This window comes from Bartonella sp. DB5-6 (genome assembly GCF_000278115.1).
Lineage (GTDB): Bacteria > Pseudomonadota > Alphaproteobacteria > Rhizobiales > Rhizobiaceae > Bartonella > Bartonella refiksaydamii.
Genome location: NZ_JH725118.1, coordinates 66,647 through 93,095, shown reverse-complemented (window position 1 = coordinate 93,095; position 26,449 = coordinate 66,647). Strand labels below are relative to the sequence as shown.

Here is a 26,449-nt window from a genome sequence, read left to right as displayed (position 1 = left end):
AACAAGCCAATTGCTTTGTTATCAGGGCAATTGGAATATTCTTGATTCAAATTAATGCAACTAACATTAATAAGATGCACGTGTTTTTAAAGAAATATAATCTTTTACTATTTTTTCATCATTAGCAAGACTTATAAAGCGTTCTTCACGTTCCATTAAATCATTGAGACAAGATGGCCATGGGACATTAATCCCACAGGCATTTTTGATGGCATCAGGAAATTTAGCAGGATGAGCGGTGGCAAGGACGATCATTGGAATATATGGTTGCTTATTTTCGCGCGCTACTTTAAGCGCAACAGCTGTATGTGGATCAGCGAGATAGCCGCTTTCCTTATAAACATGGTCAATCATTTGCGCCGTTTCAGTCATGTTACTTTTCCCAGCAGAAAACAGAGAACGAATATTCTTGAGCTGCTTCTCACTAAGATTAAAACATCCTGATTTTTTCAAGTTTTCCATCGCATTACGAATCCATACAGGATCACGTTCGCCACTTTCAAACAGTAGGCGTTCAAAATTAGAAGAGACTTGAATATCCATCGAAGGTGATGTTGTATGGATTATTGGTCGTGTTTCATAAGTACCGCTGGTTAATGTGCGTGGGAGGATATCGTTATCATTTGTTGCAATAACCAATTTGGCAAGGGGTAGTCCCATACGGGCAGCGACATAACCTGCAAAAATATCACCAAAATTTCCAGTAGGAACAGTAAATGAAACAGCTCTATCAGGAGCACCTAAAGCAAGTGCAGATGAAAAATAATAAACAATTTGAGCCATGATACGTGCCCAGTTTATAGAATTAACTCCCGAAAGCGCTTTTTTTTGTCGAAAATTATGGTCGTTAAACATTGCTTTGACGAGTGCTTGGCAATCATCAAAATTTCCTTCAATGGCTATAGCATGAATATTTGTACTGTGGTTGGTAGTCATTTGTCGCTGCTGAACGGGTGATACACGCCCTTTAGGAAACAAAATAAAAATATCTGAGTTTTCTCTTCCAGCGAAGGCTTGTATTGCAGCTCCCCCAGTATCTCCTGATGTGGCAGCAATAATTGTTGTGCGTCTATTTTTTTTAGTGAGAACGTAATCCATCAGTCTAGAAAGAAACTGCATTGCGACATCTTTGAATGCCAAAGTAGGACCGTGAAAAAGCTCAAGAATAAATTCATCTGTTCCAGTTTGCAATAATGGACAGGTTACTGGATGACGAAAGGTGGCATAAGATTCGGAAATCATATTCTCGAAAGGTTTATATTCGATCTCATTATTCACAAAGGGCCAAAGAATGGTTTTAGCAATTGTAGTATAGGATTGTCCACGGAGCGCTCGTAATGCATCAGGTGATAATTGAGGAAATTTTTCTGGAAGGTAAAGCCCACCATCACTAGCTAGGCTAGTCATGATCGTTTCAGTAAAGCCTAGAATAGGAGCTTCACCTCTTGTGCTAATATATTTCATGAATCTTTTCTTTCATTTATTTTTAGTGAACTGATAAAATTTTATATTTCATGTTTTTAAAAATATTTAAATGGTAAAACGAAGGACTTTTTTGTTTATGGTAGAGAATTCTATTTGGAGGGGCGCTTATTTTATAATTTATGCTGCTTTGTTAAGTTTCTTGAATATTTTGAAGATACAAAGTAGTATTTCTCAAAGCCTTTTATAAAAATTCAATGGCGAGTGTCTGTTTTCTGTTCTAATTTACGCAATCAAAGATTCATCACAATCAAGTTTTTAGCTATGATTTATGTGAGAGAGTTGATCAGAGAACCTTAGGGTATTGCGTGTAGATTACGCATATTGAGTTGTTTTTTCAGTATAAATTGTCAATTTTTATGTTGATAGGTATTATATTTATTAGCCTTATTAATAATTTCAGCAAAGTCATTCATGGAAAGAACAAAAGGCATCCCCCCTGATGATTTAAGGCGGGATGCAATTCAATCACTCTCCCTTTGACAAAGAAAAAAGAGCTAATGGCTTTAAATTATTTTACTTTTTTCCTTGAAACTTACTTATTGCCCATCCGAGTATTCCAGTAATTATACCCATAAAAGTTCCTGTAAAGATGCCAAAACCTAGAGCTCCTATTGTAGTGAAAAATCCTAGAGTAATGGGTTCAAATACCTTCTCAATTTTTCCTTCAATGAGAGCTTCATTTTCTGTTCTATAACTTAGACTTGGAACATAGAGAGCAGCCATACTGATAGCCTTTTTCTTTCCCTGCTCAATTATGGAAACAGGAATACTTTCTTGTTGAGAGGCATTTCTCACATTATTTGCATTAACATTCACGACCTGTGTAAGAGAAAAAGCGACCGCTATATAAATAGTTAACACATGGTTTTTAAACATTTTTACCATAATTTTACCTCAAATACTTTTATTTTTAATATAATTTGGCAAACACTTTGATGAATCCAATGAGCATGCCGAAAGAGACAGATATAGTTAGAGCTTTCAATATTCACGATATTATAGTTCATTATGTATTTTTGTAAATGGAAATAAATATAGCGTGATGTTATACTTTACGTTTTGTTTAAAAATTCTATGAAGTTCTACTATAAAAGATGTGAAAGGGTGCTATCGTATTGCAGATTTGATGAGATTTATTACCCACCCGAGTAACATACCTACAACAGTTGTGGCATATCCAATTGCAACTCCAATACCAAAAGTCCCTAATGTAATAGGCTCAACTACCTTTTCAACTTTTTCTTCAAAGGCAGCCTCATTTCCCGCTTCATAATTTAAACTTGGAATATAGAAAACAGACATATATGTCGTTTTCTTTCTTTCTTGTTCTGTTACGGAAATAAAAGCGTTTTTTTCTTGAGGGTTGTTTCTCATATAATTTGCATTAACATTCATAACATGTGAAAAAAAAATAGCAAATACTATAAAAATATTTAACACGTAATTTTTAAAAATCTTCATCATAGTTTTACCTTATATATTTTCTAGTTTTGATGTAAGTAAGCGAATGCAGTAATACTCAGTAAATGCAAAGATAGACGCACACGCACTCATATTTATTTGGCAGTGTAAGAAGGCGCTTCATTATGTGTTTTATAATATTGTTACAAAAATATAATGAAGCTACCTCTTAATAATTTATACTAAACCGCTTTATTTGAATATTAATACCATGTCCTTTATCCATCCTATGATTGAACTTATGAAGCTTATTGCGTATCCAGCAGCCAGTAATCCAAGTCCTATTGTGAGTGGTTCAACCACCTTTTCAACTTTTCCTTCAATAATAGCTTTATTTTCTACTCCATAATTTAAACTGTGGGCGTAGAGAGTAGCCATACTGATTGCTTTTTGTTTTACTGCGGATAGAGAGGTAGTTTCTTGCTGAGAGCTATTTTTCAAGTAGTTTGCATTAACATTCGCAACCTGTGTAAGAGAAAAAGCAATTGCTATAAAAATACTTAACACATGATTTTTAAACACTTTTACCATAATTTTACCTCAAGTACTTTCTGTTATTAATATTGTTATATAGACATGCTTACAGAGACAATAAGTTAACTTAAAAATATCAAATTCACTTATTGTTTGCATTGTGCACATACAATATATATCACTATGTTGCTTATTGTCAACTAAAAAATACTTTTTGTAAAATAATATGGATAATATAGTTCTATTATGTATTTTACTTAATCAAACAACATATTTAAAAAGTTTATCGAATAAGAAAATTATTATGATAATAGGATAATTTTATAATAAAGAATGAATATTTTTTGTCGTTTAATACATTTTTTGAAATGTTTTGTTTGCAGGGTATAGACAAGTATGTGGTATATGAAGCAAAGATAATCAATAATTAGATAATAACATAAGCAGCTAATTAGAAAAATTTAATTATAGATAGAATAAAAAAATATTCATTTTATCTATTTTATAAAACTTAAAATTATTCAAACAGATGATATAGTGTAGTTTGGATCATATTGCATTTTTTGAAATATATTCAGCTATAATTTCCAATTCAAAACTTTGATAAGAATAAATTTACTGAATGCTTGATTTAGCTCCCAATGTGCATGTAATAAACATTCTGAAAATTTTGACTTTTAATTCATCAATAGGATTCTTATATACTTTATCAATACCAAGTTTATGGATAGAATATTATCCGTAATAAAAGTTTCTATGACCCATATCTAGAAATCATGGTTTGAGAATTATCCATTATAACGTTTCTCTACGCTGTCATAACCACATGAATGAATATGTATATCTGTGCTTGTACTAATTTAAAGCTATATTATAGAGACAAAACAAAATTTATATTTTTTCATAAGAACAAGAAGCAGAGCTTAAATTGTATAGGGATGAAAATTTACTGACTATAACAATGGTATAGGCGTATACCAAGCTATTTTTCATATATAGCCAATGCAGTTATATATTAATTATTTATAATAAAGCATACTGTAATTTAAAGAAGAACTGCCTAGCAGAAATATTAAAATATTTTTTAAGAGAGTTTATGAGCTGATATGCGTTCAAGGAACTTTTTTATGATACGTCTTGCCATACTGCCATTGCTTCTAAGACTTCTCCTAAATAGGCATGTTTGTTGATAGTCGTTTCAGCTCCAGCATCTGCAAGCGCGTTAGAGTGACCAAGGTAACTATGCGATCCTCCAGTAAAACCAATGGTGCGCATTCCCGCTGCTATTGCAGCATGTACGCCATGAAGTGAATCCTCTATGACAATAGTATTTGGGGGCTTGGCATGTAATTGTTGTGCAGCAAAAAGAAAAACATCAGGGGCAGGTTTAGTTTTTTTCGTCCCAACTTCAGGTGCAGAAAATATTGTATCCTCAAAAAGATCATAAAGATCAACGATAGTGAGCATTTCCTTTATATCTACACTTTTTGCATTAGAGCAGATGCAGTAAGGATAGCGAGATTTAACATTTTCTACAGCTTCTCTTATCCCATCAATAGCACGTAACTCGGTTTTCATTTGTATCCGAAAAAGATTTGACATTTGATCAATAAGATGAGCAGAAATTGGCTTTCCTGTTTCTTGTTCAACTTGTTTAAGAATATCACAAAAAATGAGTCCTGCATAACGCTTACTTAATTCCTCAGGTGCTATTTCATATCCTGCTTGTTTCAGTAATTGAGATCCAATTTTTGCTGCGAGATATTCAGAATCTACCAGTACTCCATCACAATCAAAAATAATGAGATCTATCTGAGGCATGAGATATTCCTTTACGTATTATTTATAGCTTGAAAACTTTCATGAAAATGCGATTGAGACGATTTTATTTCATAAAAATACGTTTTGAAAGTGATTCTTATCTATTTGACGAAATAAAAAATATGGGAACAGTGTGTTGAAAGGAAGAAAAATAAGGATTTTTCAGTATGAAATTCCTTTATTTTTCTTGAAAAAGAAAAAATGAATAACAATTCCGTAGGAATTTAACGATACGTTTACTCTATTTTGTAAATATAGGCTGATAATGCGGGCCTATAAGCCATTTTGATTGATTATAGGGTAAATTCAGTTCATTTTGTTGGGTTTTTCATGACAGTTATTCAGCTTCAAAAAGATTTCGTTCGTACTTCCTCACAGACTCTATGGCGCAATAAAATTTTCAAAGGGGATTGTGTTGCCGTACTGGAAAAACTTCCAAAACATTCAGTTGATATGATTTTTGCTGATCCCCCTTATAATTTGCAATTGGATGGTGTTTTATACCGTCCAGATCATTCTCTTGTTGATGCGGTTGATGATGAATGGGATCAGTTTGAAAGTTTTGCTGCTTATGATGCTTTTACGCGTGCATGGTTGCTTGCTTGTCGCCGTGTGTTAAAACCCAATGGAACGCTTTGGGTTATCGGATCCTACCATAATATTTTCCGAGTTGGTACGGCATTACAAGATTTAGGTTTTTGGATGCTTAATGATATCATTTGGCGTAAAAATAATCCCATGCCTAATTTTAGAGGACGTCGCTTTCAAAATGCTCACGAGACACTTATTTGGGCTGTTCGAGATCAAAAAGATAAAAAGTATACGTTTAATTATGACGCTTTAAAAGCTGCGAATGAAGATTTACAAATGCGTTCAGATTGGCTTTTCCCTCTCTGTACTGGTGCTGAACGTTTAAAAGACGAGGCAGGGCATAAATTACATCCAACACAAAAACCACAAGCGTTATTAGCACGTATTATTATGGCTTCTAGTAAGCCAGGTGATGTCATTCTTGACCCATTTTTTGGTTCAGGAACAACGGGTGCTGTTGCCAAACTTCTGGGGCGTGATTTTGTAGGTATTGAACGTGAGCAAGATTACATAGATGCGGCGTGTGAGAGGATTGCTGGGGTTAAACCTTTAGACAAACCAGAATTGGCAATTTTGGATAGAAAAAAAGCAGAACCGCGTGTAGCATTCAACAGCTTACTTGAAGCTGGTTTACTGTATCCTGGAGAAGTTCTTTATGATAGGAAGAAGCAAGTATCTGCTATTGTAAGAGCTGATGGTACAATCATGCATGGTGGTGAAGCTGGTTCTATTCATGCAATGGGAAGAAAGGCTCAAGATTCACAAAGCTGTAACGGTTGGACTTTTTGGTATTATGAGGAAAACGGAAGGTTGAAGTCCATAGATAATTTAAGAATGATAATACGTTCACAGATGTTGAAAACGGGTGTTCTGTGAAGTAGCAAGTTGGCATCATCGCTATATTTCCGAACGTTCAATATTGTTATTGTATTTAGACGTTTCATAAGAAGTATATTGATTCTTTTCTTGAATGTTTTTATCCACATACCAATCCTGCTTGTGATGTTTAAGTGAACGTTTTTTAATAATTCATCATAAGAGAATTTGACATGAGGGAATCTCACTATATTAAAGGTTCTCATTCAAGCAGAAAAGCGATGAATTATCATTATAAATCAATGTATTTTATAAAAAATGAAACATTACATATTGAATTAAAAAGTTCGTTTTTTCAGTGAAGAGAGTTATTTTAATCTAAACGAATTGGGAATCGCTACGGAAATGGCTTTTTTCATAACAATGGGGAGTGCTTCTTCGGAAAGATACTGAATGTCGCACCACCAGCCATTTTCATGATTCATTTCGTGAATACTATTGGTGTAGTAAACGTCAAGTTTCAAAGAAAAGTGAGTAAAAGCATGTTTAATTTGTCCTTTGAATTGCCAATTGGCTCTAAAGGGCGCGTTTTGGAGTCCGTTTTTGTTGTCTATTCCAATATTGTTAGGAATTTGTGTCATTCCACCTAGAAGTTTTCTCCCTTGTCGTTTTTCTAAATAAATTTGTCTGTTTTCATTCAGTATAACAAAAGCACTACTAGTTTTTGAAGGGCGTTCTTTTTTAGGGGCTTTGACTGGGAAGGACTCTGTCATTTGCATTTTTGCTGCTCTACACAAACTTTGAAGGGGGCAGAGGTAACAAGATGGTTTACGCGGTGTACAAATGGTTGCTCCTAGGTCCATCATTGCTTGAGCAAAGTCACCAGGGCGCTTTAAAGCAATAATTTTTTGTGTTTTTTCCTTAATTTCTGTTTTTGCTTTTGGCAGTACTGAAGCGATAGCAAATAAGCGGGCTACCACGCGTTCCACATTACTATCAACAACTGCTACAGGATGGTTAAAAGCAATTGCAGCAATGGCTGCTGCAGTGTAGTCTCCAATACCCGAGAGAGTTCGCAATGCTTGTACGGATTGAGGAAATTGCCCTCCGTAGTTTTCGATAAGCTGCTTAGCACAATTTCTAAGATTACGTGCGCGTGAATAATAGCCAAGACCAGCCCAAGCTTTCATGATATCATCTTGTGAAGCTTTTGCTAAAGAGAAGAGATCAGGCCAAAGTTTCAAAAATTTCTGAAAATAAGGTTTTACAGCTTCGACAGTTGTTTGTTGAAGCATGATTTCAGAGAGCCAAATCCGATAGGGGTCAGAGCGGGTGCCTTGTGCTTGTTTTTCAGGAGTAATACGCCATGGTAAATGGCGGTGATTCTGATCGTACCAAAAAAGGAGGCGCGAAGAGATTTCATGCATGATTGTTTTCAACCATAAAGAGATATAAAATGCAAAAGGAAAAAGCATTTATTTTGCAATTTATGGTTTGTTTTTGTCCATTTATTATAGAGCTTCTGGATAGATAATATCGGATTTCGGCGATATTTGATGAGTCTTTAGGAAAAGAGCACTGAGATAAAAGAGAAAATTATTATAATTTGATAAATGATTTGATGATGATTTAGAAAAATGAGAAAACAATTTCAAAAACGTCATTTTTATTCTCTCTCTGAGACGGTATCCAAGATACTTGATCCGGTTTTGCACAAGCGAACAGGACTTAATATTGCACTTATAGAACATTGGTCACAGATTGTAGGCTGTGATGTTAGTGAATATACAATGCCGTTAAAAATTATTTGGAAACGTCGTGTACATCAAGAAGAAGTTTTCCAACCTGCAACACTTGTTGTGGCGTGTGAAGGAGGGGCTGTCTTAAAATTTATGCATGAAAAAGATGAATTACTCCATAGAATTAATGTTTTTTTTGGATATGTCGCTATTGATCGTATCAAGATTGAGCAAAGGTTTATATCTACTCTAACAAATCACTTACCGATAAAGCTAGGACCAAATGAAAAAAACAAAAAACGTATAGAAAAAATGCTTGAAGAAGTTGAAAATGCAAATTTACGTCAATCACTTTATAAACTTGGCTGTTGCATTTTCGCAGAAAAAAATAATAAATAACAAGGTATCTTATATATTTTTCTTTAAGTATATGAGAAAGTGCTAGATTCTTATTCGTTTAATAACAACAGAAAAGTATTATTTATGGTAAAGTACCGCTCTTTTTTATCTTTCGGGATGATTTTTTTCTTCATAACAGCTGTACAAATCAATGCAGCTATCGCTTTAGCTAATGGGGCTAAACCAGTTTCAACTGTTGATATGGCTAAACTTCTTCAATCGGGGAAGGTTAAAGATAGGTTTGAGGGGGAAGAAAATGCACCGGTAACAATTATTGAATATGCTTCATTGACATGTGTTCATTGTGCATCCTTTTATAATGATGTACTTCCTCAAATTCGTAAAAAATATATCAAAACAGGAAAAGTGAAACTTATTTTTCGAGAGTATGCTTTTGATTTACGAGCAACAGCAGGTTTTATGTTAGCACGCTGTGCACCAGAAGATCGCTATTTTCCTCTGATAGAAGTTTTATTTCAGAAACAGCAAGAGTGGGCTTGGGGGAAAGATGCTGAAACACCATTGAAGAAAATTAGCTTAATGGCGGGTTTTACGGACGAAAGTTTTAAGGCTTGCTTAACAAATCAGTCCATTCTAGATGAAGTAAATGCATCTTTTGAGCGTGGTAAAGAGCTTGGTGTTGAAGCGACACCTACCTTCTTTATCAATGGTAATAAGTATGAAGGTGCCATGAGGGTAGAATCTTTCTTTTCGGTGATTGATAGTTTCCTTAAAAACTAATTTTTTACAAAAGATGGGATTTGATATTTATGGTCATTTCCTTTTCGGAAGGTTAGTTTTTTGCATTTATGAAGCGATGTTTTCTTTGATTTAGCTAATTTTGAGTCGAATCATTGCTTTTGATTGTGGGACTAGATCAAATGATATTTTTATGCTGATATGAGAGGACTTGTGCAATGGTAAAATGGGTTTATAGTTTTGGCGATGGCAGTGCGGAAGGAAATGCTAGTAAGCGCAGTCTTCTTGGTGGCAAAGGGGCAAATTTGGCAGAAATGAGTAATCTTGGTTTGCCTGTACCTCCCGGATTTACTCTTACAACGGAAGTTTGTAATTTTTATTATGCAAATGATAAATCATATCCAGAAGAATTACGGGAAGTTATTAAGCAAGCACTTAAGCGCATTGGTGAACAAACGGGACGTGAATTTGGTAATGAAAAAAGTCCACTTTTACTCTCTGTTCGCTCAGGGGCTAGGGCTTCTATGCCAGGGATGATGGATACAGTACTTAACCTTGGTATGAATGATGAGACTGTAAAAGCAATAGCTTTGCAAGCCAATAATGAACGTTTTGCTTATGACAGCTATCGCCGTTTTATCCAAATGTATTCTAATGTTGTTTTGGGATTGGATCATTCGTATTTTGAAGAGATTCTTGATGAGGCAAAAGCACGCTATGGTTATGCTGACGATACAGAAATGACAGCGGATAGCTGGAAAGATGTTATTATTTCTTATAAAGCATATGTTGAAGAAAAATTAAGGAAGCCTTTTCCACAAGACCCTGAACAACAGCTATGGGGAGCGATTGGAGCAGTTTTTTCCAGCTGGATGACAGCTCGTGCGGTCACTTATCGGCGTTTACATAATATTCCTGAAAGTTGGGGAACGGCGGTTAATGTACAAGCTATGGTTTTTGGCAATATGGGTGAAGATTCAGCAACAGGTGTTGCTTTTACGCGGAATCCATCGACAGGGCAAAAAGAACTTTACGGTGAGTTTTTAATGGATGCGCAGGGTGAAGATGTTGTGGCAGGTATTCGAACCCCCCAAAATATTACGAAAAATGCACGTATTATTGCGGGTTCAAATAAACCATCTTTAGAAGAGATTATACCAGAAGCTTTTTTGGAGCTGTGTCAGATTGCGCAGAAGCTTGAACAGCATTATCGGGATATGCAAGACCTTGAATTTACGATTGAAAAAGGTAGATTGTGGATGTTACAGACTCGTTCAGGAAAACGAACGGTTCGTGCAGCTTTAAAAATGGCAATCGAAATGGTTGAGGAGGGGTTGATAAGCCGTGAAGAGGCGGTGATGCGTATTGATGCAAAATCGCTTGACCAACTTTTACATCCGACACTTGATCCCAAAGCAGCACGTTTTGTTGTTGCACGTGGTTTACCTGCTTCTCCAGGGGCGGCAACTGGTGAAATTGTTTTTACTTCGGAAGAAGCAGAAAGTGCATCGGCAGAAGGTCGCAAAGTTATTTTAGTACGCGTAGAAACAAGTCCAGAAGATATCCATGGTATGCATGCGGCAGAAGGGATTTTAACAACGCGTGGTGGCATGACAAGTCATGCTGCTGTTGTGGCGCGCGGTATGGGGAAACCATGTATTTCTGGTGCAGGTAGTGTGCGGATTGATTATAACACAAATACAATGATTGTTTCAGCGCAGAGCTTTAAAAAGGGTGATGTCATTACGATTGATGGTGGAAGTGGAGAAATTTTCAAAGGGAAGGTTGCAATGTTACAACCTGAGCTTTGTGGAGATTTTGCAAAATTGATGGAGTGGGCTGATGGGATGAGGCGAATAAAAGTTCGTGCCAATGCTGAAACACCAACTGATGCACGTATGGGACGTTCTTTTGGGGCTGAGGGGATTGGACTCTGCCGTACAGAACATATGTTTTTCTCTGGTGAACGTATTGTTGCCATGCGTGAAATGATTTTAAGTAATGATGAACGTGGTCGTCGTAAAGCACTGGATAAACTTTTGCCAATGCAGCGTTCAGATTTTGCTGAATTGTTTGAAATTATGCGTGGTTTGCCTGTTACTATCCGCTTGCTAGATCCACCCCTCCATGAATTTTTGCCAAAAACGGATACGGAAATTCTTGATGTTGCAACGGCTATGGGAGTTCCTACTGAAGTGCTTGCTGAACGCGCGCAGCAGTTGCACGAATTCAACCCTATGCTTGGATTACGCGGATGCCGTTTGGCCATTATTTATCCAGAAATTGCCGAAATGCAGGCACGGGCCATTTTTGAAGCAGCAGCAGATGCTGCTCAAAAATCTGGGTCTCCTGTTATGCTCGAAATTATGGTGCCGCTTGTTGCACTAAAATCTGAACTTGATTTTGTAAAAGCTCGTATCGATCAGATAGCTGATGAAGTTATAAAGAAAGAAGGAAGCGACATTCAATACATGGTTGGGACGATGATTGAGCTTCCAAGAGCAGCTCTTCGGGCAGATGAAATTGCCAAAACTGCTGAATTTTTTTCATTTGGAACCAATGATCTAACGCAAACCACTTTTGGAATTTCACGTGATGATGCTGCTCCTTTTTTGGCAACGTATTTTCAAAAAGGACTTTTAGAACAAGATCCTTTCGTATCCATTGACCGCAATGGAGTAGGGGAACTTATTTCTATTGCTGCACAGCGTGGTCGTTCACAACGTGGAAATATTAAACTGGGAATTTGTGGTGAACACGGAGGTGATCCTGCTTCTATTGCTTTATGTGAAGAAAATGATCTAGATTATGTTTCATGTTCTCCTTTTCGAGTTCCAATTGCGCGTTTAGCAGCAGCACAGTCAGCTATTGCAAAAAAGACACAAAGATTTTGAGTTTTTTTATTGTGTGGCGGCAAGTCTTGCGTTTAGACAATTCATAAAAAGCATATTTATTCCTTTCTTAAAAATTTTTTATCTACAAGCTACTCTCTCTTGTAACATGCAAGCGAAGTTCTTTCATAAAAGAGTTTGAAATGAGGTAATCTTGCTGTACTTGGAACTTTCAATCAAGTTATAAAAACGGTTAATTATTATAAATCAATATGTTGTCTTAATTGCATAGAATAAATTATATGTATTCCTTATTTTTTTCACTAAAAGGAAAATTTCCAAGATACATTTTAGTTTTATGCGTGGGAGAGAGAAAAGCTTTCCTTTGATGTATTTAGGAAAAAAAGCATAAGGTAAAAGAGTATATTGTCGCTATGTTTTCAGTGTCTGCTTTGTAAGATAGATGCTTTTCTTCAATTCAACAAACCAACTTCGCGCATTTTCATCAAAATTATGTGATCAATTTTACCTGTTATGGGAAGATCAAACATTTTTTGAAACTGTTTTAAGGCTTCACCTGTTTTTTGATCTTCTACACCTGTGATAATAACTTCCCTGTTACCAAAAATACGTAAAGCTTTTTGTACTTGTATAATATCTGTAACAGGAGGTTCTAAAACAATTTCTTTCGATCGCGGCATAGCGCTTGTTTTTGTCGATTCATTTGCTATTTCTATCTCGTTTTGCTTAATTAATACTGCAATTTCATCTATTGTGGAGTTGGGTGAAACATCGTTTTGCCTCTCTCGAGTAGCTTGCTGTTTCCATAGTGCTATGGCTCGACGCATTTTAGGTCCCTCTATCCCATCTAAAGGACCATCATAAAGTCCTAGTTTTGCTAGCTTCTTTTGTATTTCTAGTGTGTCTTCTGACAGAGGCTGTGAAGATAAATTTTTGTGTAGAGGGTTTGAGAAAGGTACAGAAGCAACACGAGAAACTGTATGAAATTTTGCTTCTTTTTTGGACAAAGTAGAATTTTGCTCTATATTCGGAGCGAAGGTGAACTTCATTTTAGTAAAAACATCCTGTTGCATTGTCATTTGCGAAAACAAAGCATTAAATGAAACAAATCCAAAACTAATAGTAAAAAGAAAAGCTCCAATGAAAAAAAAAGCATTTTTACGTGTATGGAAATAAAATGTTTTTGCAATCCAAAAGAGAAAACGACTACTTATGAGAAGAATTGTTATAACAATACTACTATAGCGTTTACGATGTTTTATTCTGCGTGTTTTCTGTTTTTTTGTCATTATTTTTTATTTCCAATTACAGTTACTTCTTACACAGAAACGAAAATAAATTATTCTCATTTCCGATAACAAGAGGGAGGAGCATCTACATTGTTGCTCTCTCCTTTCCAACTGTTAAAATCAACGATCTTTTTACACAAATGTATGAGCAGATAAATCAACAATAGCCTTCATCCAATTTTCTCAGTTTTATATTCTACAGCATTTTTTTAAGCTTCTACCTATGCGACACCATTTTTACGCTTGTAATTCACATTAATCACATATCATCATCTAAACTGAAAGTGCTATGTTATTTCCTTATTTTTTGCGTATATATTGCGTAGCATTTGAAATAAAACTGAAACACATTTGCTTATCACGCTGTAGAATTAAAGCAACGTGTATTTTTTTCAAATATTGTACATCTGCATAGGATCACATCCTCATAAAATGATATGATAAGCACACTTGCCTCTCAATATCATATATGTTCTCGTATAAATTCATTCTACTAATATTCAATAAATTTTATAAATAACAACGAAAGTCATTTTTAAAATCTCTGCAAGAGAATAGGCTATCTGCTTAATCCATATAATTTTTATATATGTGTTTTTTTTAGGAAACAGAAAATTACAATGTGCGTTGTACAGTATAGTAACTTTCATGCACTACTGTGGTTATTACGCATAATTCTTTCTATCTCATTTACATTCATTCTCGTTATACGTAGTGAAAGTGTAAGCTCACATATTTGCAATGCTCTTGTTTTTTATTGTATAATTAATTTTGATGTTAATTTTTTAACAAAAAGATAATGCATCTCGTTTTTGTACAGCTGCATCATCTATGATTGTGACGTAATTAACGATATAAATCTGATAAACAAATGCTCAATTTTATAAATTTTTTATAAAGAAGAAGAGTATAGGTTGCTATTTTTGTTTCATTCATAACTGCGGTACATTGGCTGCCCATGATACGTTTTTTGATTAAATTATTATTTTTTTTGTTTTTTCTTTTTGTCATCATTTCATTTTTTGTAGCAAAGCCTAACAATCATCATTCCTCTACCCAAAGAAATAGTGAAACAACAACGAGCGATGTGATTATGGCTTTTAAGGAAGCTTTAAATGATTTAGGAGCATTCTGTGACCGTAATACAGAAGCCTGCAAAGTTGGAAAAACCTTTTTAAGTTCACTTGGCGAACGCGCACGTTATGGTGCAAAAGCAGCTTACGAATATTTTGGACGTATATTAGATGACAAGAATAGGACAGTCTCTCCAAATATTGCTCCCAATGTCGAGCTACAGGATTCTATACAAAAACAGGAACATTCAACATCACCTTAAAACAAAATTTTTAATGTTTGCCATTGGTATTATATTAAGAAGAATAAGTGCTTATCCGTCAACCAATTACATTCAGCATAATCATAAAAACAAGACAGGACTGAGATTATGGCAGAAACAATCAATGATATTATAGAAAACTTCTCTGTTTTGGATAATTGGGAAGATCGTTATCGTTATGTGATTGAACTTGGGCACGAATTACCGCCTTTTCCTGAAAGTGCGCGAAATGATGCTCACAAAGTGCCTGGATGTGTTAGCCAAGTATGGCTTTTATCTTCACGTAATAATGCAGAAAATCCAACATTAACGTTTCAAGGTGATTCTGATGCCCATATAGTGCGTGGGCTTATCTACATTCTTTTTGCCTTCTATTCAGGCAAAAAAGCTTCTGAAATTCGCAATGCGGATGCTGAAGGACTCTTTAAAACACTTGGTTTAAACGAAAATCTCACGCCACAACGATCAAATGGTCTTAAATCAATGATTGAACGGATTCGTAGCGAGAGTTATGTATAAAATTAAATCAGCGTAGAAAAAGCTACGCAAAACTTCTACAAAAACATATCCGCTAAAAAGCATTTTTATATACCAAAGACGCTCTTTTGTTCAAAAAATGTGTTTACTTGTTTTTTTTTCGTTTGCTTTTGCGCCCAAGTCCCATTTCCTTTGCCAAAGCTGAGCGCGCTTTTGCATAATTAGGTGCCACCATAGGATAAGAACTGTCCAATTGCCACTTTTCACGATATTCTTCCGGTAGCATTCCATAATGAGTCATAAGATGACGCTTTAAAGATTTAAATTTCTTCCCATCTTCAAGGCAGATAAGATAATCCGGAAAAATTGAGCGTTTTGGGTTAACGGCTGGCCTTTGCTTCTCAACCTCAACTTCTGTTAATTCTACATTCCCCGCTTTACGAAAAGCGGCATGGACATCAGCAATCAAACTTGGCACTTCAGTCGGTCGGATAGAATTATTACTCACGTAGGCAGCAACAATATCAGCAACCAATGTAATAACTAAATTGCTTTCAGTCTCTAAGACTGGACGATGTTCCATTCTTGTTTCCTTTAATTTAACGAGTAATTTAAAATCGAGATACGGCACACATACTCATGATACAGAGATCTCATGCACATAGGTTTCATATTGTACAAAAATCTTTTTTGTCAATTCAATTATTCTATAAAATTGCCAAAACACAAAAAAATCAAATAAATACCCCTTTTTTGTCATAATATATACTAAGAAGAAACAGCTTCTTACCTCTTAGAATATATTTTTGTTCTATAAAATATCGTGCATGGAATAAAATATATCATACATATAAAAAATAATATAGCATAAAGTTATTTATTTTTTTAGCGAGCATAGAACTAAAAACATTAAATATAAGACGATAATATATAATTTAATATTTTTATTTTATATATTTATAAATTAATGTTCATCTTTCTAAATTTCAAATTTGTTTCATAATAGAGCTTTATTTAATATAAAAAATAGCTTAAAATATTTTTTTAATTCAAAAAATACAGTAAATAAATTTAAAAATCGCCTATCCAATATGATAGGATAAGCTTTTTCCTTCTAGTCAGTAATACCAATATTCCCAATACATTTCTAAAATAAATTTTATTTTGTATATCCAAAATTCAGTTCTATTGTTTAAAGAAAAATCTAATTTCGTTACCAAATAGCCTTATTTTCTCAGTTTGTCACTTCTATAAAAATGGCATTATGCTTATAAAAGATGATACACGTGATATGTGATAAACAGAAGTACATAGTGTCATTATAGAAACTATCACAGCTATATTTTTGCAAAGGCACGGGATCTATAGATTTACGCACTTGCATAACCAATATGATTCTAACATATAAACGAAACTGTTAACATCTTTTTATAGGATCGTATATGACTCGCTCTTCTGTAATTCCGCCTAAAGCATCCAAAATCATTCATAAAGAAATGTATCACGGTATTTGTCGTGATGATCCTTATCATTGGCTACGTGCATCTAATTGGCAAGAGGTTTTTAAGAATCCTAGTTGTCTTGACGAAAATATTCGACATCATCTTGAAAAGGAAAATGCTTATCAGGTTGATCAAATGGCTGATACAAAGCCATTACAAGATTTGCTTTTTTCCGAAATGAAAAGCCGCATCCAAGAGAATGATAGTTCCGTTCCTATAAAACACGGCCCTTTTGCTTATGGGGTCTCTTATGTTATCGGAGGTCAACAACCACATTATTTTCGTACACCAAGGAATGGCGGAGAAAAAAATATTTACCTTAATGGTGATGATTTGGCTGAAGGCAAAGAATATTTCAATTTTGGTTCAGTTCAAGAATCTCCTGATCATACACATGTTGTATGGACTTACGATGACAAAGGATCAGAATTCTACAAAGCTAAAATTCGTAATTTGGAAACATTATCTGACTGTGTAGACACTATTACTGATACATCCGGACAGATTGTGTGGGATGCTAATTCTGAAGGTTTTTTCTATACGAAGATGGATGAAAACCACCGGCCTTCTGAACTTTATTATCACCGATTAAACACCGATCAATCGCAAGATAAGCTTATTTTTCGTGAGGATAATCCAGGATTTTTTTTATACGTAAGTGGCTCTAAGCTTAATGATGTGGTTTATATTAATATTCATGATCATGAAACGTCAGAGATTTGGTTGATTTCTGCCAAAGCGCCTCTCACTGTTCCCCAATGTGTACGGAAGCGACAAAAAGGTATTGAATATTCACTTACAGAAGGCGGTGATATTTTTTATATTCTGACCAATCTAGATAACTCCAAAGATTTCAAGATTATGATAGCCCCGTATGCATCTCCACAATCAGAAAATTGGTCTGAACTTGTGCCACATCAGCTTGGACGTTTGATACTATCCCATGATGCATATCAAGATTTTCTTATCTGGCTCGAACGTTTTGAGGGGCTTCCTCGTATAAAAGTAATGGAGCGTACCACTAAACAGATTCATTCCATTACTTTTACAGAAGATGTTTATTCTTTAGGTCTACAAGGTGCTACAGAGTATAATAGCCAAACCATTCGTTTTTCCTATTCATCTATGACAACTCCTGATCAAGTGTTTGATTATGACATGAAAAGTCGTAAACGAACGCTTTTAAAAACGCAAATAATTCCCTCTGGGCATAATAAAGATGAGTATGTAACACGACGTATTACAGCAAGTGCAGATGATGGCGAGAAAATCCCTATTTCGCTTTTTTATCACAAAACTACTGCTCTTGATGGTAGTGCACCTTGTCTGCTTTACGGTTATGGCGCCTATGGAATCTCCATTCCAGCCAGTTTCAATAGCAATGTACTTTCTTTGGTTAACAGAGGTTTTATTTATGCCATTGCCCATATTCGAGGAGGAAAAGAAAAGGGGGTCGAATGGTATGAGAAAGGGAAACACCTTTTTAAATACAATACGTTTACAGATTTTATTGCTTGTGGGCGCTACCTTGTAAATAATAAATTCACGTCCCATGACCGACTCATTGCTCATGGTGGTTCAGCAGGAGGGATGTTGATGGGAGCCATTGCCAATATAGCTCCACAGGATTTTTCTGGAATTGTAGCAAATGTGCCTTTTGTTGATGTTTTAGCTACCATGTTAGATGCTTCACTGCCATTAACGCCTCCAGAATGGCCAGAATGGGGAAATCCTCTTGAATCAGAAGAGGATTATAATCTTATCGCTTCTTATTCGCCCTATGATAACGTCAAAGCTCAAGAATATCCCCCTATACTTGTGATCGCAGGGTTAACAGATCCTCGTGTAACTTACTGGGAGCCCGCGAAGTGGGTAGCAAAATTACGAGACCTAAAAACAGACGATAATGCGATTTTATTGCGCATTAATATGGACTCAGGTCATGCAGGTGCAGCTGGACGTTTTTCAAAGCTAGAAGAAGTCGCATATATCTATGCATATATCCTAAAAATAGTGGGGAAAAACTGCTGTTGATTTAAACATCTGTTCTTCTTTTTGAAAGGCTCCATAATTTATGAGATTATAGAGCCTTTAATACAATATAAAAGGTTGCACAAAAAGCTTAAAATCCACAATCTTCATAAAGTTTCAGAACATAGTCCCAATTAATTAAATGATCTACGAAAGATTCAAGATATTTCGGGCGGGCATTACGATAATCAATATAATAAGAATGCTCCCACACATCGACGCCCAGAATAGGTTGAGCGCCATGAACTAAAGGGTTTTCACCATTAGTCGTTTTCATAATTTCAAGCTTGCCATCTTTAACAGCAACCCATGCCCACCCAGAACCAAATTGTGTCCCGGCAGCAGCGATAAAATCAGCGCGAAATTTGTCATAACCACCTAGATCAGCTTCAATAGCTTTTGCTAATTTTTCAGGTAGTTTTTGACCGCCACCGCCTTTTTTCATCCAAAGCCAAAAATGGTTATGATTGTAGTATTGTGCTGCGTTATTAAACAAACCAATATTGTTTCCAAAACTTTTTTTCACAATAGTTTCAAGGCTTTCATTTTCTAAGCCTAAATCTTTCACGAAATTATTGGTATTGGTAAGATAAGCGAGGTGATGCTTATCATGATGATATTCAAGCGTCTCGCGTGACATATAAGGTGAAAGGGCATCATAATCATAAGGTAAAGGGGCCAATTCAAAAGCCATTTAAAAATCTCCTCGATTCTAATTGTTAAGCTCACTCCACAAACTTAATTTGCCATTTACAGCATCTAAAAGCAAATGTTGAATGTTTACTTGTGTTAAATTAATTTTTTATGATTATCCCTTTATAAAGATGTTTTTGGGGATGTATGCGCTTAATCAAAAAATATCATTAGGTTATACAAATACTTCTGTTGAAGAATTTTTACATATGTAGACTAACAAAAAATGCAATGACTTTTTTTAAAGAATGAAAGGTAAATTTAGACAGCTGTAAGTCTTTGTTTTTATTACCTAAAAATTTCTTTAACTATCTCACAAAATGCTTTCAATTTTTACTAGGTCTTTTCCGGATTATTTATATGAGTATTCCCCAGTTTTTATCACAGTGTTTGCAACGGAGCATTAGCGGTTATCTTTTGCAGATACTACTGATTTTTGCACAGACTTTAAAAACATTTTATAACTCCAATTACAACTGACAGTTTGCACATATTAATCAAAAATGGGATTTTCCACGATAGGCTAATTATCTTCGTTATGCATTATCGGTCCAATCTGTGTGTTGGGGAAGATGATTTATTTTAGACTGAAAAAAAACAAGAAAGCAGTTAAAAGATAATAAATCATCAACACATAAAGCTCTTTTGTTTTTCTGTTTCATGTCAAAGAGTTTAGAGTTGAGTGAATCGAAAAAAATGCAACCCATGATAATCTATTAAATAACGATGCAGTACAAAATTTGTATTTTATCCTGTCCTGAAATGAATGAATAAAATGGTAAAATACGAAAAATGTAAAATGACTAATAGTTAAATAACTATTGTTTGTGTTATCGTTATAAACAAGTACAAGTTTTTGTTACAAATTTTGCATCAGTGCAGTATTAACAAGACTTCAAAATTTTATGATAAAAAAGTAAAAGCTTTGATTTTCAGATATTGCGCACATTCACAGGAATCGCTATAAGGTGCAGAAGCGGTCGTGAGCATATTTTTTTGGGGTATAGCCAAGCGGTAAGGCACCGGTTTTTGGTACCGGCATTCCCTGGTTCGAATCCAGGTACCCCAGCCAATGTTTTTATAGGATATAAAAGTTCGGGAGTTTTAATTCCGTTGATTCTTTTAACTTGTTTTCTACCTATCCCTAGATTTTTTGAAGTTTTTTACTAATTTGATTGCTAATTGCTTTATATTTATAGCTGACAGAGGACCCACTCTATTTTAGAGGTGCGAATTTAGAGGTGTAAATGAGATACAAGTTTTTGTTGTGAATTTTACATCCTATCAGCTCTTTTGGGAACAGTGCTGTATTTTTCTTTGGGTAAGCCAAAAAGCGCTTTGAGCGCCAAATTGTTTCTCCTACATTGATGAACGAACTGTTACTCACTTTTCTTAATCAATCTATGTGTTGCTTTTTAGTTCCTGCTGTATTTGTTATTCACTCCAATAGGCTCTCATAATAAAAGGAAACAGTTGCACCAATTCAATCTTACTATAGTGCAATATCCCTAAGGGTGGTTTACCCATCCTCACCGCATTATTTCTAAACCTTTGTTCTTTAAAATTCTCAGTGCTGGTATCGTTGGTTGATTAATGTTTTTCGCTCCATGCATATGGTTTAGACCTCGGTATTTCATCAATTCTTTTGATCGTTTTGGATGGAGAGATTTATCTTAATACGTGCCAATGTCATTTTTAATATTTTCGGCTGAAAAGGTTTCCTATATTGTGATGATATTTATCTAGGTGGCTTATTTTACTTCTTGACAGCTTTAAATTGTGAGACAATAAAAATCCATTCTACATATAAAATGCTTTGGCAATGGTGTAAATAGGGGCTAAAATCAGCGATTAGATAAAAGATAGCGTATGCATACAGAAAAATGGCTTTAAACTCGTTGTCTTGTGAAGCATTATGACAGTCTTCTCTTCGTTTGATAGGTTTGGAGCATTATGATTTCAAAATTTGCTTTTTGGGTCTTAAAAGGCATAATGTCGAATTAAGTAAAGCGCAAGGATAAGGAGGCTTTAACAAGTTTTAGAAGGCATAACCAATCCGCTAGATTGTCCATGATCATTCATACCAAGCTGTTACGCTAAAAATATCACTCGTAGTAATGTCTTTAGATAGTGTAACGAGTTTGATCATAAGCAAATATCCCTCCCAATAATTGATTTTCGGAAATCTTATTTTTAAGAGCGTATGGGAGAGGAAAGACTCAAATGATTCATTTTCAATCATTGGTTGACAAAAGCTATTTTGATAGACTTTGTGCTCTATAGAGACGCCAGCGGGCAATTTTCCGTATTCCACCGTCTTCATTACGTCGTACAGCATAACAATACTGCTGATTGGGAAATACATTCCGTTGCATATCGCGTACGAGAGTAGCAGCATGACCATATGGTGCTACACAATCAATGAACCATACATATTCTCCACCATGCCAATCGGCATTGGGTAAAAGCTCTCCTTTTTCAAGCATAGATTGATGATTTTTCTTATCTAAAAAAGCCCAAGTGATAAAGGCACAAAATTCTTCATGCTCATTTTTATAGAGTTTATATTGTCCAGTTCGTAAGGCTGGTCCTACATTAAATTCGATATCCCAAATCCGCCAGCGGCGGTGTAAGGGGGATTGAAGCATTAAAATCACCATAGCTCCCAAAGCTGTAAAAGGGGCTATGAGTGATGGTGATGTATTTTCATTTACACACATTATCTTTCCTTTAGAGATTGTTCTAAAATTTTGGTGATAGGCTCAAAGAAATAGGAAATTAAGCGTCGTTTTGAGGTAATGACATCCGTTGTCACAGTCATGCCAGGGATAAATTTAAGTTGTTTGTTATTCAAAGTGATGTGATCTTGGTCAATTTTGATTAAAACAGCGTAGACACCATTAATTTCTTTATTATAGCGCGCTGTAGCGCCTACATTAACGACTGTACCGTGGATAACACCGAAACGTTCAGGCGGGAAGGCAGAAAACTTGATGTAAGCACGTTGGCCTTTTTCTAAAAAACCAATATCTCGATTATCAAAAAACGCTTCAATAATGAGACCGCCTGTACCAGGGACAATACGCATGAGCGTTTTACCAGCTTCTACAAAGCCGCCCAAAGTATGGATACTTAAATCATCGATACGTCCATCAACAGGTGCATAAAGTGATAAGTGGTCAAGACGGTATTGAGTGCTATCAAGTTTTGCTTTTAATCCTTGAAGATTCAGTTCTGTTTCACGCGAAAGTTGCCGATAGCGGGCGATTTCATCGGAAATGAGGCTTTGCCGTTGTTGGCGGAGGGTGTTTATTTCGGCGGTATTTTCTTCTAGGCGTCTTTGATTGGTTAAAATTTCATGCTCGACATTTTTAAAGTCATGTAAACGCTCTAAATAAACGGCTTGGCTAATGACTTTTGTTTCCATCAGGCTTTTTGCAGCTTTTAATTTTCCTTGGCTTAATTGACGGTCATCTTCCAACCTATCTAATTGCGCATGTTGTGTTGCACCGCTGCGCTCGACGCGGTCCGCTTGTGCTTTTAGCGCTATTAATTTATCTTGGAGAGATTGAAGGGTAGCGCTAATGAGTTTTTCCCCTTCTATTCTTGCAGTATCGTTGTTGGAGGGAGGAATTTGCAAATAAGCCAGTCCTTTTGTTACAAAATCTTTATCCAAAGGATTGCTTTCGCTCAGTGCTGCTAAAATAGCAGCAGCAATTTGCGCTTGAAGAGTCTGTTGAGCTATATCGGCTTGAACCCGTGCGCGCTCATTTAAGGCTTCACGGGGATCTAATTGAATAAGGAGATCACCTTGATGAACAAATTGCCCTTCTTTTACAAGGATTTTCTCAATGCGTCCTGTATTTTGCGCTTGGACCAGCTGAACATAAGCGGTAGGAATAACCGATCCTTGCCCCCGTGCAACAATTTCTGTTTTTGCGATAAAGCTGCCGATCACAATAAAGAGAAATAAGGTGACCAAAACAGCAACCACCATATGAAGCGTTGGCGATAAGGGACGTAAGCGTGGTGTCTTATCTGCCATTTTTTGCCTCCAAATCATTGAAATTTAATATGGTTGCGTTCTGAGGAAAAAGGTCATGTTTATGGGTGATGACGAGAACCATGCGCTCTTGCGAAAGTTTATATAAATACTCAACAATCTGTGTGCTAGCAGCTTCATCTAATGCGGAAGTCGGTTCATCCAAAATAAGAAGGCGCGGGTTTATCAAGAAAAAACAAGCCAATGCTAGGCGTTGGCGTTGTCCACCTGATAAAAAGCCACCTTGCTCTCCTACCTGGGTATTGAGTCCTAGAGGCAACTGAGCAATCAAATCATGGCAAGCGCTAGCATATAGTGCAGCGTCAATTTCATCTTTAGTGGCATCTGGTTTGGCAAGAAGCATATTCTCAAGAATGGTTCCGGAAAAAAGGCAAGGATTTTGGGGAAAATATGCGATTGTTTCACGCACGCTACGGACATCAAAATTCTGTAAAGGTTGTGCGTTAATCAATATCTTTCCGCTTGTTGGGTGGTAGAGACCACAAAGGAGCTTAGCCAAGGTTGTTTTTCCACACCCTGAAGGACCAAGCAACATAATGGGTTGCCCAGGTTGTAAAGATACATCAAGATGATTGATAATTTTCTTTTCTCCATAAGAAAAACACATATCTCTGGTTTCAAGATGGGGCGTTGTAGTGAGTTGAAGAGATGGTTTTTCCTTTTCCCATTCTGAAGGGGAGTTAAGAATATCACCCAAACGAAGGCGAGAGATTTTTAAATGTTGCCATTCTTCCCATAAAGACGCAAGGCTTAAGATAGGACCAGAAACATTGCCAGCGAGGAGATGAAAAGCAATAAGTTGCCCTAGCGTAATCTGATTTTGCAGTACTGCTTGAGCACCAAAAAAGATAATAAAAATGGTGAAAAGATCGCCAAAAATATGGCTCAATGCCCCATTGAGAAGATGTAATTTACTGGTTGTAAGGCTTTGATCCAAACTACGAGCTAAAGTTTCTTGCATACGTAGCGTATGAGCAGCTTCTTTTACATGCGCTTTGATGGCTTCAAGATTGGTAAAACTTTCAATAAGGCGTGATTTATGGGCTGCTTGCAGGGTGAAAGCACGGCGTAATTGGCGGCGTAAAAAAGGACCAACCAACGCTAAAGAGCCCATTTGTAAAGGTAAAATGATAAGGACAATAAAGGTAAGTTTCGGACTAATGGAAAAGAGTGCAGCAAGATAAATGATTGCGAACAGAACATTCAATACAGTTGTTGTAATAGTTCCCGTTAAAAAACCGCGAATTGTATCAACTTCTCCAATACGCGAAAACAGTTCCCCTACTTGCCAATGACGTAACGCAGGCAGGGAGAGGCTTAAAAGGTGGGTATAAATGCGACGCGCAAATTCTAGAGTTAGCCTATTGGCTAAATAAGCCCCTAAATAACCTGATAGAGTGCTAAGAGCCGTGCTAAACAGCATGATAGCAACCATCAAGACAACGATAGCATAAAGACTTTCCGCACGCTGGAAGGGCAAGATACGGTCAATAATTGCCTGAAAAATAAAAGGATTGACCAAGCCAAGTAAGCGCAAAACAATGGCTACACAACTGAGTTCTATGACATAATGAATATATTTCTTGGTAGTTTTAGTAAACCAAGAGAAGGATACTAGCTTTTCGGGTGAATTGCTCATTTGAATTTATGATTTTGTTTAAGAGAAAGAGCGATTGATGTCGCATATTTAAACAGTATTGTAAATAGTATTATTACTAAACAATAAATACATTTTTGTATGAATGTAATATAAACATAATGTATTTATATTTTATAAATAATTTTATCACTATTTTAAAAATTATGTTTGACATTAATCTAAAACGCGTGATAACCACTTAAAACGTATCATGTCGATACGTTATTTTAAATAAAATAAGGAAAATTTGTATGAGTTCATTTGGTTTTTTTAGTTTGTCTAATAGTTGGTCTAATATTTCATCAATGAATTTTTCAAGCAGTGGATCACAACCTGGGTGTACTGTTGGAGATTACCTCACTACAGCAAATTCATACGGAGTGGTGGGAAGAGATATAGGAAGAACTGGTGGAGTATTTGTAGGCGGTATAGTCGGAGGTCTTATATCAGGCGGATTGGGTATAATTCCAGGTGCAGGAACCGGTTCAGGAATCGGTGCAGGTCTTGGCTATGTGGCAGGAGCAGGTATGAGTTTAAATTCTCAGTATAACGCGTGCTATTATTAATTTATAAAGTATTTAGAAATATATCTCTGAGTTTATAATAATTTTATAGACATGTTTTTTATTAACGTGTCTATATATGTTGATAAAATAGCTTTTAGTTATATAATAACTCTATATTTTAATTTGGAAATTTTATACGTTATGGGTGTTTTTCATATTATTAATGAATTAATTGAATTATTTACGTCGATAGCTATTTTAATAATATATATATCTTTATTTGAATTATATTACAAACGTAAAAATTGTCTTAAAAAAGATATTAGAAAAAGTTCAATTATAAGAATATGTTTATTTTTTGTGTTTTTCTTTTTATTATTTTCTTTAGTTAATTTTTATATAACTTAATATATTTAAGTTGGAGTTTGTTATGATTGACCTTATGTTTAATATTAAAAATGCGTTACTTGCAACAAACATTTTTTTAATTTTAAATATATTTTTTTCTAAATTACAATTTCCTACTTGGAAAAAGTCTATTAAATTAGGATTAATTACAATTATTATATACTTTAT

General features: G+C 35.4%; 21 protein-coding genes and 1 tRNA gene. 9 read left to right on the top strand and 13 right to left on the bottom strand.

What is annotated here, in order from left to right; genetic code table 11:
* Nucleotides 1–66: 66 nt before the first annotated feature.
* The 5 genes from thrC to MCO_RS05230 all read right to left on the bottom strand — a co-directional run bounded on the left by thrC (nucleotide 67) and on the right by MCO_RS05230 (nucleotide 5,241).
* Nucleotides 67–1,464 (bottom strand): threonine synthase, encoded by a 1,398-nt coding sequence (thrC, locus tag MCO_RS05250; protein ID WP_007553079.1) that lies wholly within the window; start codon nucleotides 1,462–1,464, stop codon nucleotides 67–69.
* Between the two features lie 534 nt (nucleotides 1,465–1,998).
* The gene (locus tag MCO_RS05245; RefSeq protein WP_007553078.1) at nucleotides 1,999–2,370 is read right to left on the bottom strand and encodes a hypothetical protein; all 372 of its coding nucleotides are present in this window, start codon (nucleotides 2,368–2,370) and stop codon (nucleotides 1,999–2,001) included.
* 222 nt (nucleotides 2,371–2,592) lie between these two features.
* Nucleotides 2,593–2,949 (bottom strand): hypothetical protein, encoded by a 357-nt coding sequence (locus MCO_RS05240; protein WP_007553077.1) that lies wholly within the window; start codon nucleotides 2,947–2,949, stop codon nucleotides 2,593–2,595.
* Nucleotides 2,950–3,138: 189 nt separating this feature from the next.
* Entirely contained in the window at nucleotides 3,139–3,477 is a 339-nt protein-coding gene (locus MCO_RS05235; protein ID WP_007553076.1) for a hypothetical protein, read from the bottom strand.
* Between the two features lie 1,068 nt (nucleotides 3,478–4,545).
* Nucleotides 4,546–5,241, bottom strand: a complete 696-nt coding sequence (locus tag MCO_RS05230; protein ID WP_007553075.1) for an HAD family phosphatase — start codon at nucleotides 5,239–5,241, stop codon at nucleotides 4,546–4,548.
* 330 nt (nucleotides 5,242–5,571) lie between these two features.
* On the opposite strand from MCO_RS05230, the gene MCO_RS05225 reads away from it, so the two are divergent.
* On the top strand, nucleotides 5,572–6,708 hold the full coding sequence (locus tag MCO_RS05225) for a site-specific DNA-methyltransferase (RefSeq protein ID WP_007553074.1): 1,137 nt from the start codon (nucleotides 5,572–5,574) through the stop codon (nucleotides 6,706–6,708).
* A 308-nt stretch (nucleotides 6,709–7,016) separates the two neighbouring features.
* On the opposite strand, the gene mutY is transcribed toward MCO_RS05225, so the two are convergent.
* Nucleotides 7,017–8,123, bottom strand: coding sequence for an A/G-specific adenine glycosylase (gene mutY, locus MCO_RS05220; protein ID WP_007553072.1), 1,107 nt, complete (start codon nucleotides 8,121–8,123; stop codon nucleotides 7,017–7,019).
* Between the two features lie 162 nt (nucleotides 8,124–8,285).
* On the opposite strand from mutY, the gene MCO_RS05215 reads away from it, so the two are divergent.
* The 3 genes from MCO_RS05215 to ppdK all read left to right on the top strand — a co-directional run bounded on the left by MCO_RS05215 (nucleotide 8,286) and on the right by ppdK (nucleotide 12,379).
* Complete coding sequence (locus MCO_RS05215) at nucleotides 8,286–8,786, top strand: DUF721 domain-containing protein (RefSeq protein WP_007553070.1); 501 nt, start codon at nucleotides 8,286–8,288, stop codon at nucleotides 8,784–8,786.
* Between the two features lie 84 nt (nucleotides 8,787–8,870).
* Nucleotides 8,871–9,527, top strand: coding sequence for a DsbA family protein (locus tag MCO_RS05210; RefSeq protein WP_007553069.1), 657 nt, complete (start codon nucleotides 8,871–8,873; stop codon nucleotides 9,525–9,527).
* Between the two features lie 176 nt (nucleotides 9,528–9,703).
* Nucleotides 9,704–12,379, top strand: a complete 2,676-nt coding sequence (gene ppdK / locus MCO_RS05205; protein WP_007553068.1) for a pyruvate, phosphate dikinase — start codon at nucleotides 9,704–9,706, stop codon at nucleotides 12,377–12,379.
* A 410-nt stretch (nucleotides 12,380–12,789) separates the two neighbouring features.
* On the opposite strand, the gene MCO_RS05200 is transcribed toward ppdK, so the two are convergent.
* Nucleotides 12,790–13,626 (bottom strand): peptidoglycan-binding protein, encoded by an 837-nt coding sequence (locus tag MCO_RS05200; RefSeq protein WP_007553067.1) that lies wholly within the window; start codon nucleotides 13,624–13,626, stop codon nucleotides 12,790–12,792.
* Between the two features lie 846 nt (nucleotides 13,627–14,472).
* Nucleotides 14,473–14,667 carry a hypothetical protein gene (locus tag MCO_RS10850; protein WP_196794029.1) on the bottom strand — a complete coding sequence of 65 codons (195 nt, stop codon included), beginning with the start codon at nucleotides 14,665–14,667 and terminating at the stop codon, nucleotides 14,473–14,475.
* Here MCO_RS10850 and MCO_RS05195 point away from each other — a divergent pair.
* Both MCO_RS05195 and MCO_RS05190 read left to right on the top strand, forming a co-directional pair.
* Nucleotides 14,585–14,962, top strand: a complete 378-nt coding sequence (locus tag MCO_RS05195; protein ID WP_007553065.1) for a DUF5330 domain-containing protein — start codon at nucleotides 14,585–14,587, stop codon at nucleotides 14,960–14,962. The two genes, MCO_RS10850 and MCO_RS05195, sit on opposite strands and share 83 nt — an antisense overlap.
* 108 nt (nucleotides 14,963–15,070) lie before the next feature.
* The gene (locus MCO_RS05190) at nucleotides 15,071–15,481 is read left to right on the top strand and encodes a SufE family protein (protein ID WP_007553064.1); all 411 of its coding nucleotides are present in this window, start codon (nucleotides 15,071–15,073) and stop codon (nucleotides 15,479–15,481) included.
* A 103-nt stretch (nucleotides 15,482–15,584) separates the two neighbouring features.
* On the opposite strand, the gene MCO_RS05185 is transcribed toward MCO_RS05190, so the two are convergent.
* Nucleotides 15,585–16,022 (bottom strand): MucR family transcriptional regulator, encoded by a 438-nt coding sequence (locus MCO_RS05185; protein ID WP_006925549.1) that lies wholly within the window; start codon nucleotides 16,020–16,022, stop codon nucleotides 15,585–15,587.
* Nucleotides 16,023–16,881: 859 nt separating this feature from the next.
* Between MCO_RS05185 and MCO_RS05180 the strand changes: the two genes are divergently transcribed.
* Nucleotides 16,882–18,975 carry a S9 family peptidase gene (locus tag MCO_RS05180; RefSeq protein ID WP_007553061.1) on the top strand — a complete coding sequence of 698 codons (2,094 nt, stop codon included), beginning with the start codon at nucleotides 16,882–16,884 and terminating at the stop codon, nucleotides 18,973–18,975.
* A gap of 88 nt (nucleotides 18,976–19,063) precedes the next feature.
* Here MCO_RS05180 and MCO_RS05175 read toward each other — a convergent pair whose 3' ends face one another.
* Entirely contained in the window at nucleotides 19,064–19,666 is a 603-nt protein-coding gene (locus tag MCO_RS05175) for a superoxide dismutase (RefSeq protein ID WP_007553060.1), read from the bottom strand.
* A 996-nt stretch (nucleotides 19,667–20,662) separates the two neighbouring features.
* Here MCO_RS05175 and MCO_RS05170 point away from each other — a divergent pair.
* A tRNA-Gln gene (locus MCO_RS05170) sits at nucleotides 20,663–20,737 on the top strand.
* Nucleotides 20,738–21,920: 1,183 nt separating this feature from the next.
* Here MCO_RS05170 and MCO_RS05165 read toward each other — a convergent pair.
* From MCO_RS05165 to MCO_RS05155, 3 genes are read right to left on the bottom strand one after another with little or no spacing between them, the layout of a single operon-like run.
* A complete protein-coding gene (locus tag MCO_RS05165; protein WP_007553059.1) occupies nucleotides 21,921–22,385 on the bottom strand; it encodes a toxin-activating lysine-acyltransferase in 465 nt (154 codons plus the stop codon).
* On the bottom strand, nucleotides 22,385–23,710 hold the full coding sequence (locus MCO_RS05160; RefSeq protein ID WP_007553057.1) for an HlyD family type I secretion periplasmic adaptor subunit: 1,326 nt from the start codon (nucleotides 23,708–23,710) through the stop codon (nucleotides 22,385–22,387). Before MCO_RS05160 ends, MCO_RS05165 begins: the two co-directional genes overlap by 1 nt.
* Nucleotides 23,700–25,367, bottom strand: a complete 1,668-nt coding sequence (locus MCO_RS05155; protein WP_007553056.1) for a peptidase domain-containing ABC transporter — start codon at nucleotides 25,365–25,367, stop codon at nucleotides 23,700–23,702. The genes MCO_RS05160 and MCO_RS05155 overlap by 11 nt, the downstream gene beginning before the upstream one ends.
* 275 nt (nucleotides 25,368–25,642) lie before the next feature.
* Between MCO_RS05155 and MCO_RS05150 the strand changes: the two genes are divergently transcribed.
* On the top strand, nucleotides 25,643–25,933 hold the full coding sequence (locus MCO_RS05150) for a hypothetical protein (protein ID WP_245256850.1): 291 nt from the start codon (nucleotides 25,643–25,645) through the stop codon (nucleotides 25,931–25,933).
* Nucleotides 25,934–26,449: the final 516 nt, after the last annotated feature.

What these genes read in the sequence shown, in the direction of transcription:
- MCO_RS05165 (WP_007553059.1), bottom strand. Translation starts at nt 22,385, where the DNA reads ATGTGTGTAAATGAAAATACATCACCATCACTCATAGCCCCTTTTACA.
- MCO_RS05155 (WP_007553056.1), bottom strand. Translation starts at nt 25,367, where the DNA reads ATGAGCAATTCACCCGAAAAGCTAGTATCCTTCTCTTGGTTTACTAAA.
- MCO_RS05210 (WP_007553069.1), top strand. Translation starts at nt 8,871, where the DNA reads ATGGTAAAGTACCGCTCTTTTTTATCTTTCGGGATGATTTTTTTCTTC.
- MCO_RS05225 (WP_007553074.1), top strand. Translation starts at nt 5,572, where the DNA reads ATGACAGTTATTCAGCTTCAAAAAGATTTCGTTCGTACTTCCTCACAG.
- MCO_RS05175 (WP_007553060.1), bottom strand. Translation starts at nt 19,666, where the DNA reads ATGGCTTTTGAATTGGCCCCTTTACCTTATGATTATGATGCCCTTTCA.
- MCO_RS05230 (WP_007553075.1), bottom strand. Translation starts at nt 5,241, where the DNA reads ATGCCTCAGATAGATCTCATTATTTTTGATTGTGATGGAGTACTGGTA.
- MCO_RS05160 (WP_007553057.1), bottom strand. Translation starts at nt 23,710, where the DNA reads ATGGCAGATAAGACACCACGCTTACGTCCCTTATCGCCAACGCTTCAT.
- MCO_RS05195 (WP_007553065.1), top strand. Translation starts at nt 14,585, where the DNA reads ATGATACGTTTTTTGATTAAATTATTATTTTTTTTGTTTTTTCTTTTT.
- MCO_RS05180 (WP_007553061.1), top strand. Translation starts at nt 16,882, where the DNA reads ATGACTCGCTCTTCTGTAATTCCGCCTAAAGCATCCAAAATCATTCAT.
- mutY (WP_007553072.1), bottom strand. Translation starts at nt 8,123, where the DNA reads ATGCTTTTTCCTTTTGCATTTTATATCTCTTTATGGTTGAAAACAATC.
- MCO_RS05200 (WP_007553067.1), bottom strand. Translation starts at nt 13,626, where the DNA reads ATGACAAAAAAACAGAAAACACGCAGAATAAAACATCGTAAACGCTAT.
- thrC (WP_007553079.1), bottom strand. Translation starts at nt 1,464, where the DNA reads ATGAAATATATTAGCACAAGAGGTGAAGCTCCTATTCTAGGCTTTACT.
- MCO_RS05245 (WP_007553078.1), bottom strand. Translation starts at nt 2,370, where the DNA reads ATGGTAAAAATGTTTAAAAACCATGTGTTAACTATTTATATAGCGGTC.
- ppdK (WP_007553068.1), top strand. Translation starts at nt 9,704, where the DNA reads ATGGTAAAATGGGTTTATAGTTTTGGCGATGGCAGTGCGGAAGGAAAT.
- MCO_RS05185 (WP_006925549.1), bottom strand. Translation starts at nt 16,022, where the DNA reads ATGGAACATCGTCCAGTCTTAGAGACTGAAAGCAATTTAGTTATTACA.
- MCO_RS05215 (WP_007553070.1), top strand. Translation starts at nt 8,286, where the DNA reads ATGAGAAAACAATTTCAAAAACGTCATTTTTATTCTCTCTCTGAGACG.
- MCO_RS05240 (WP_007553077.1), bottom strand. Translation starts at nt 2,949, where the DNA reads ATGATGAAGATTTTTAAAAATTACGTGTTAAATATTTTTATAGTATTT.
- MCO_RS05190 (WP_007553064.1), top strand. Translation starts at nt 15,071, where the DNA reads ATGGCAGAAACAATCAATGATATTATAGAAAACTTCTCTGTTTTGGAT.
- MCO_RS05235 (WP_007553076.1), bottom strand. Translation starts at nt 3,477, where the DNA reads ATGGTAAAAGTGTTTAAAAATCATGTGTTAAGTATTTTTATAGCAATT.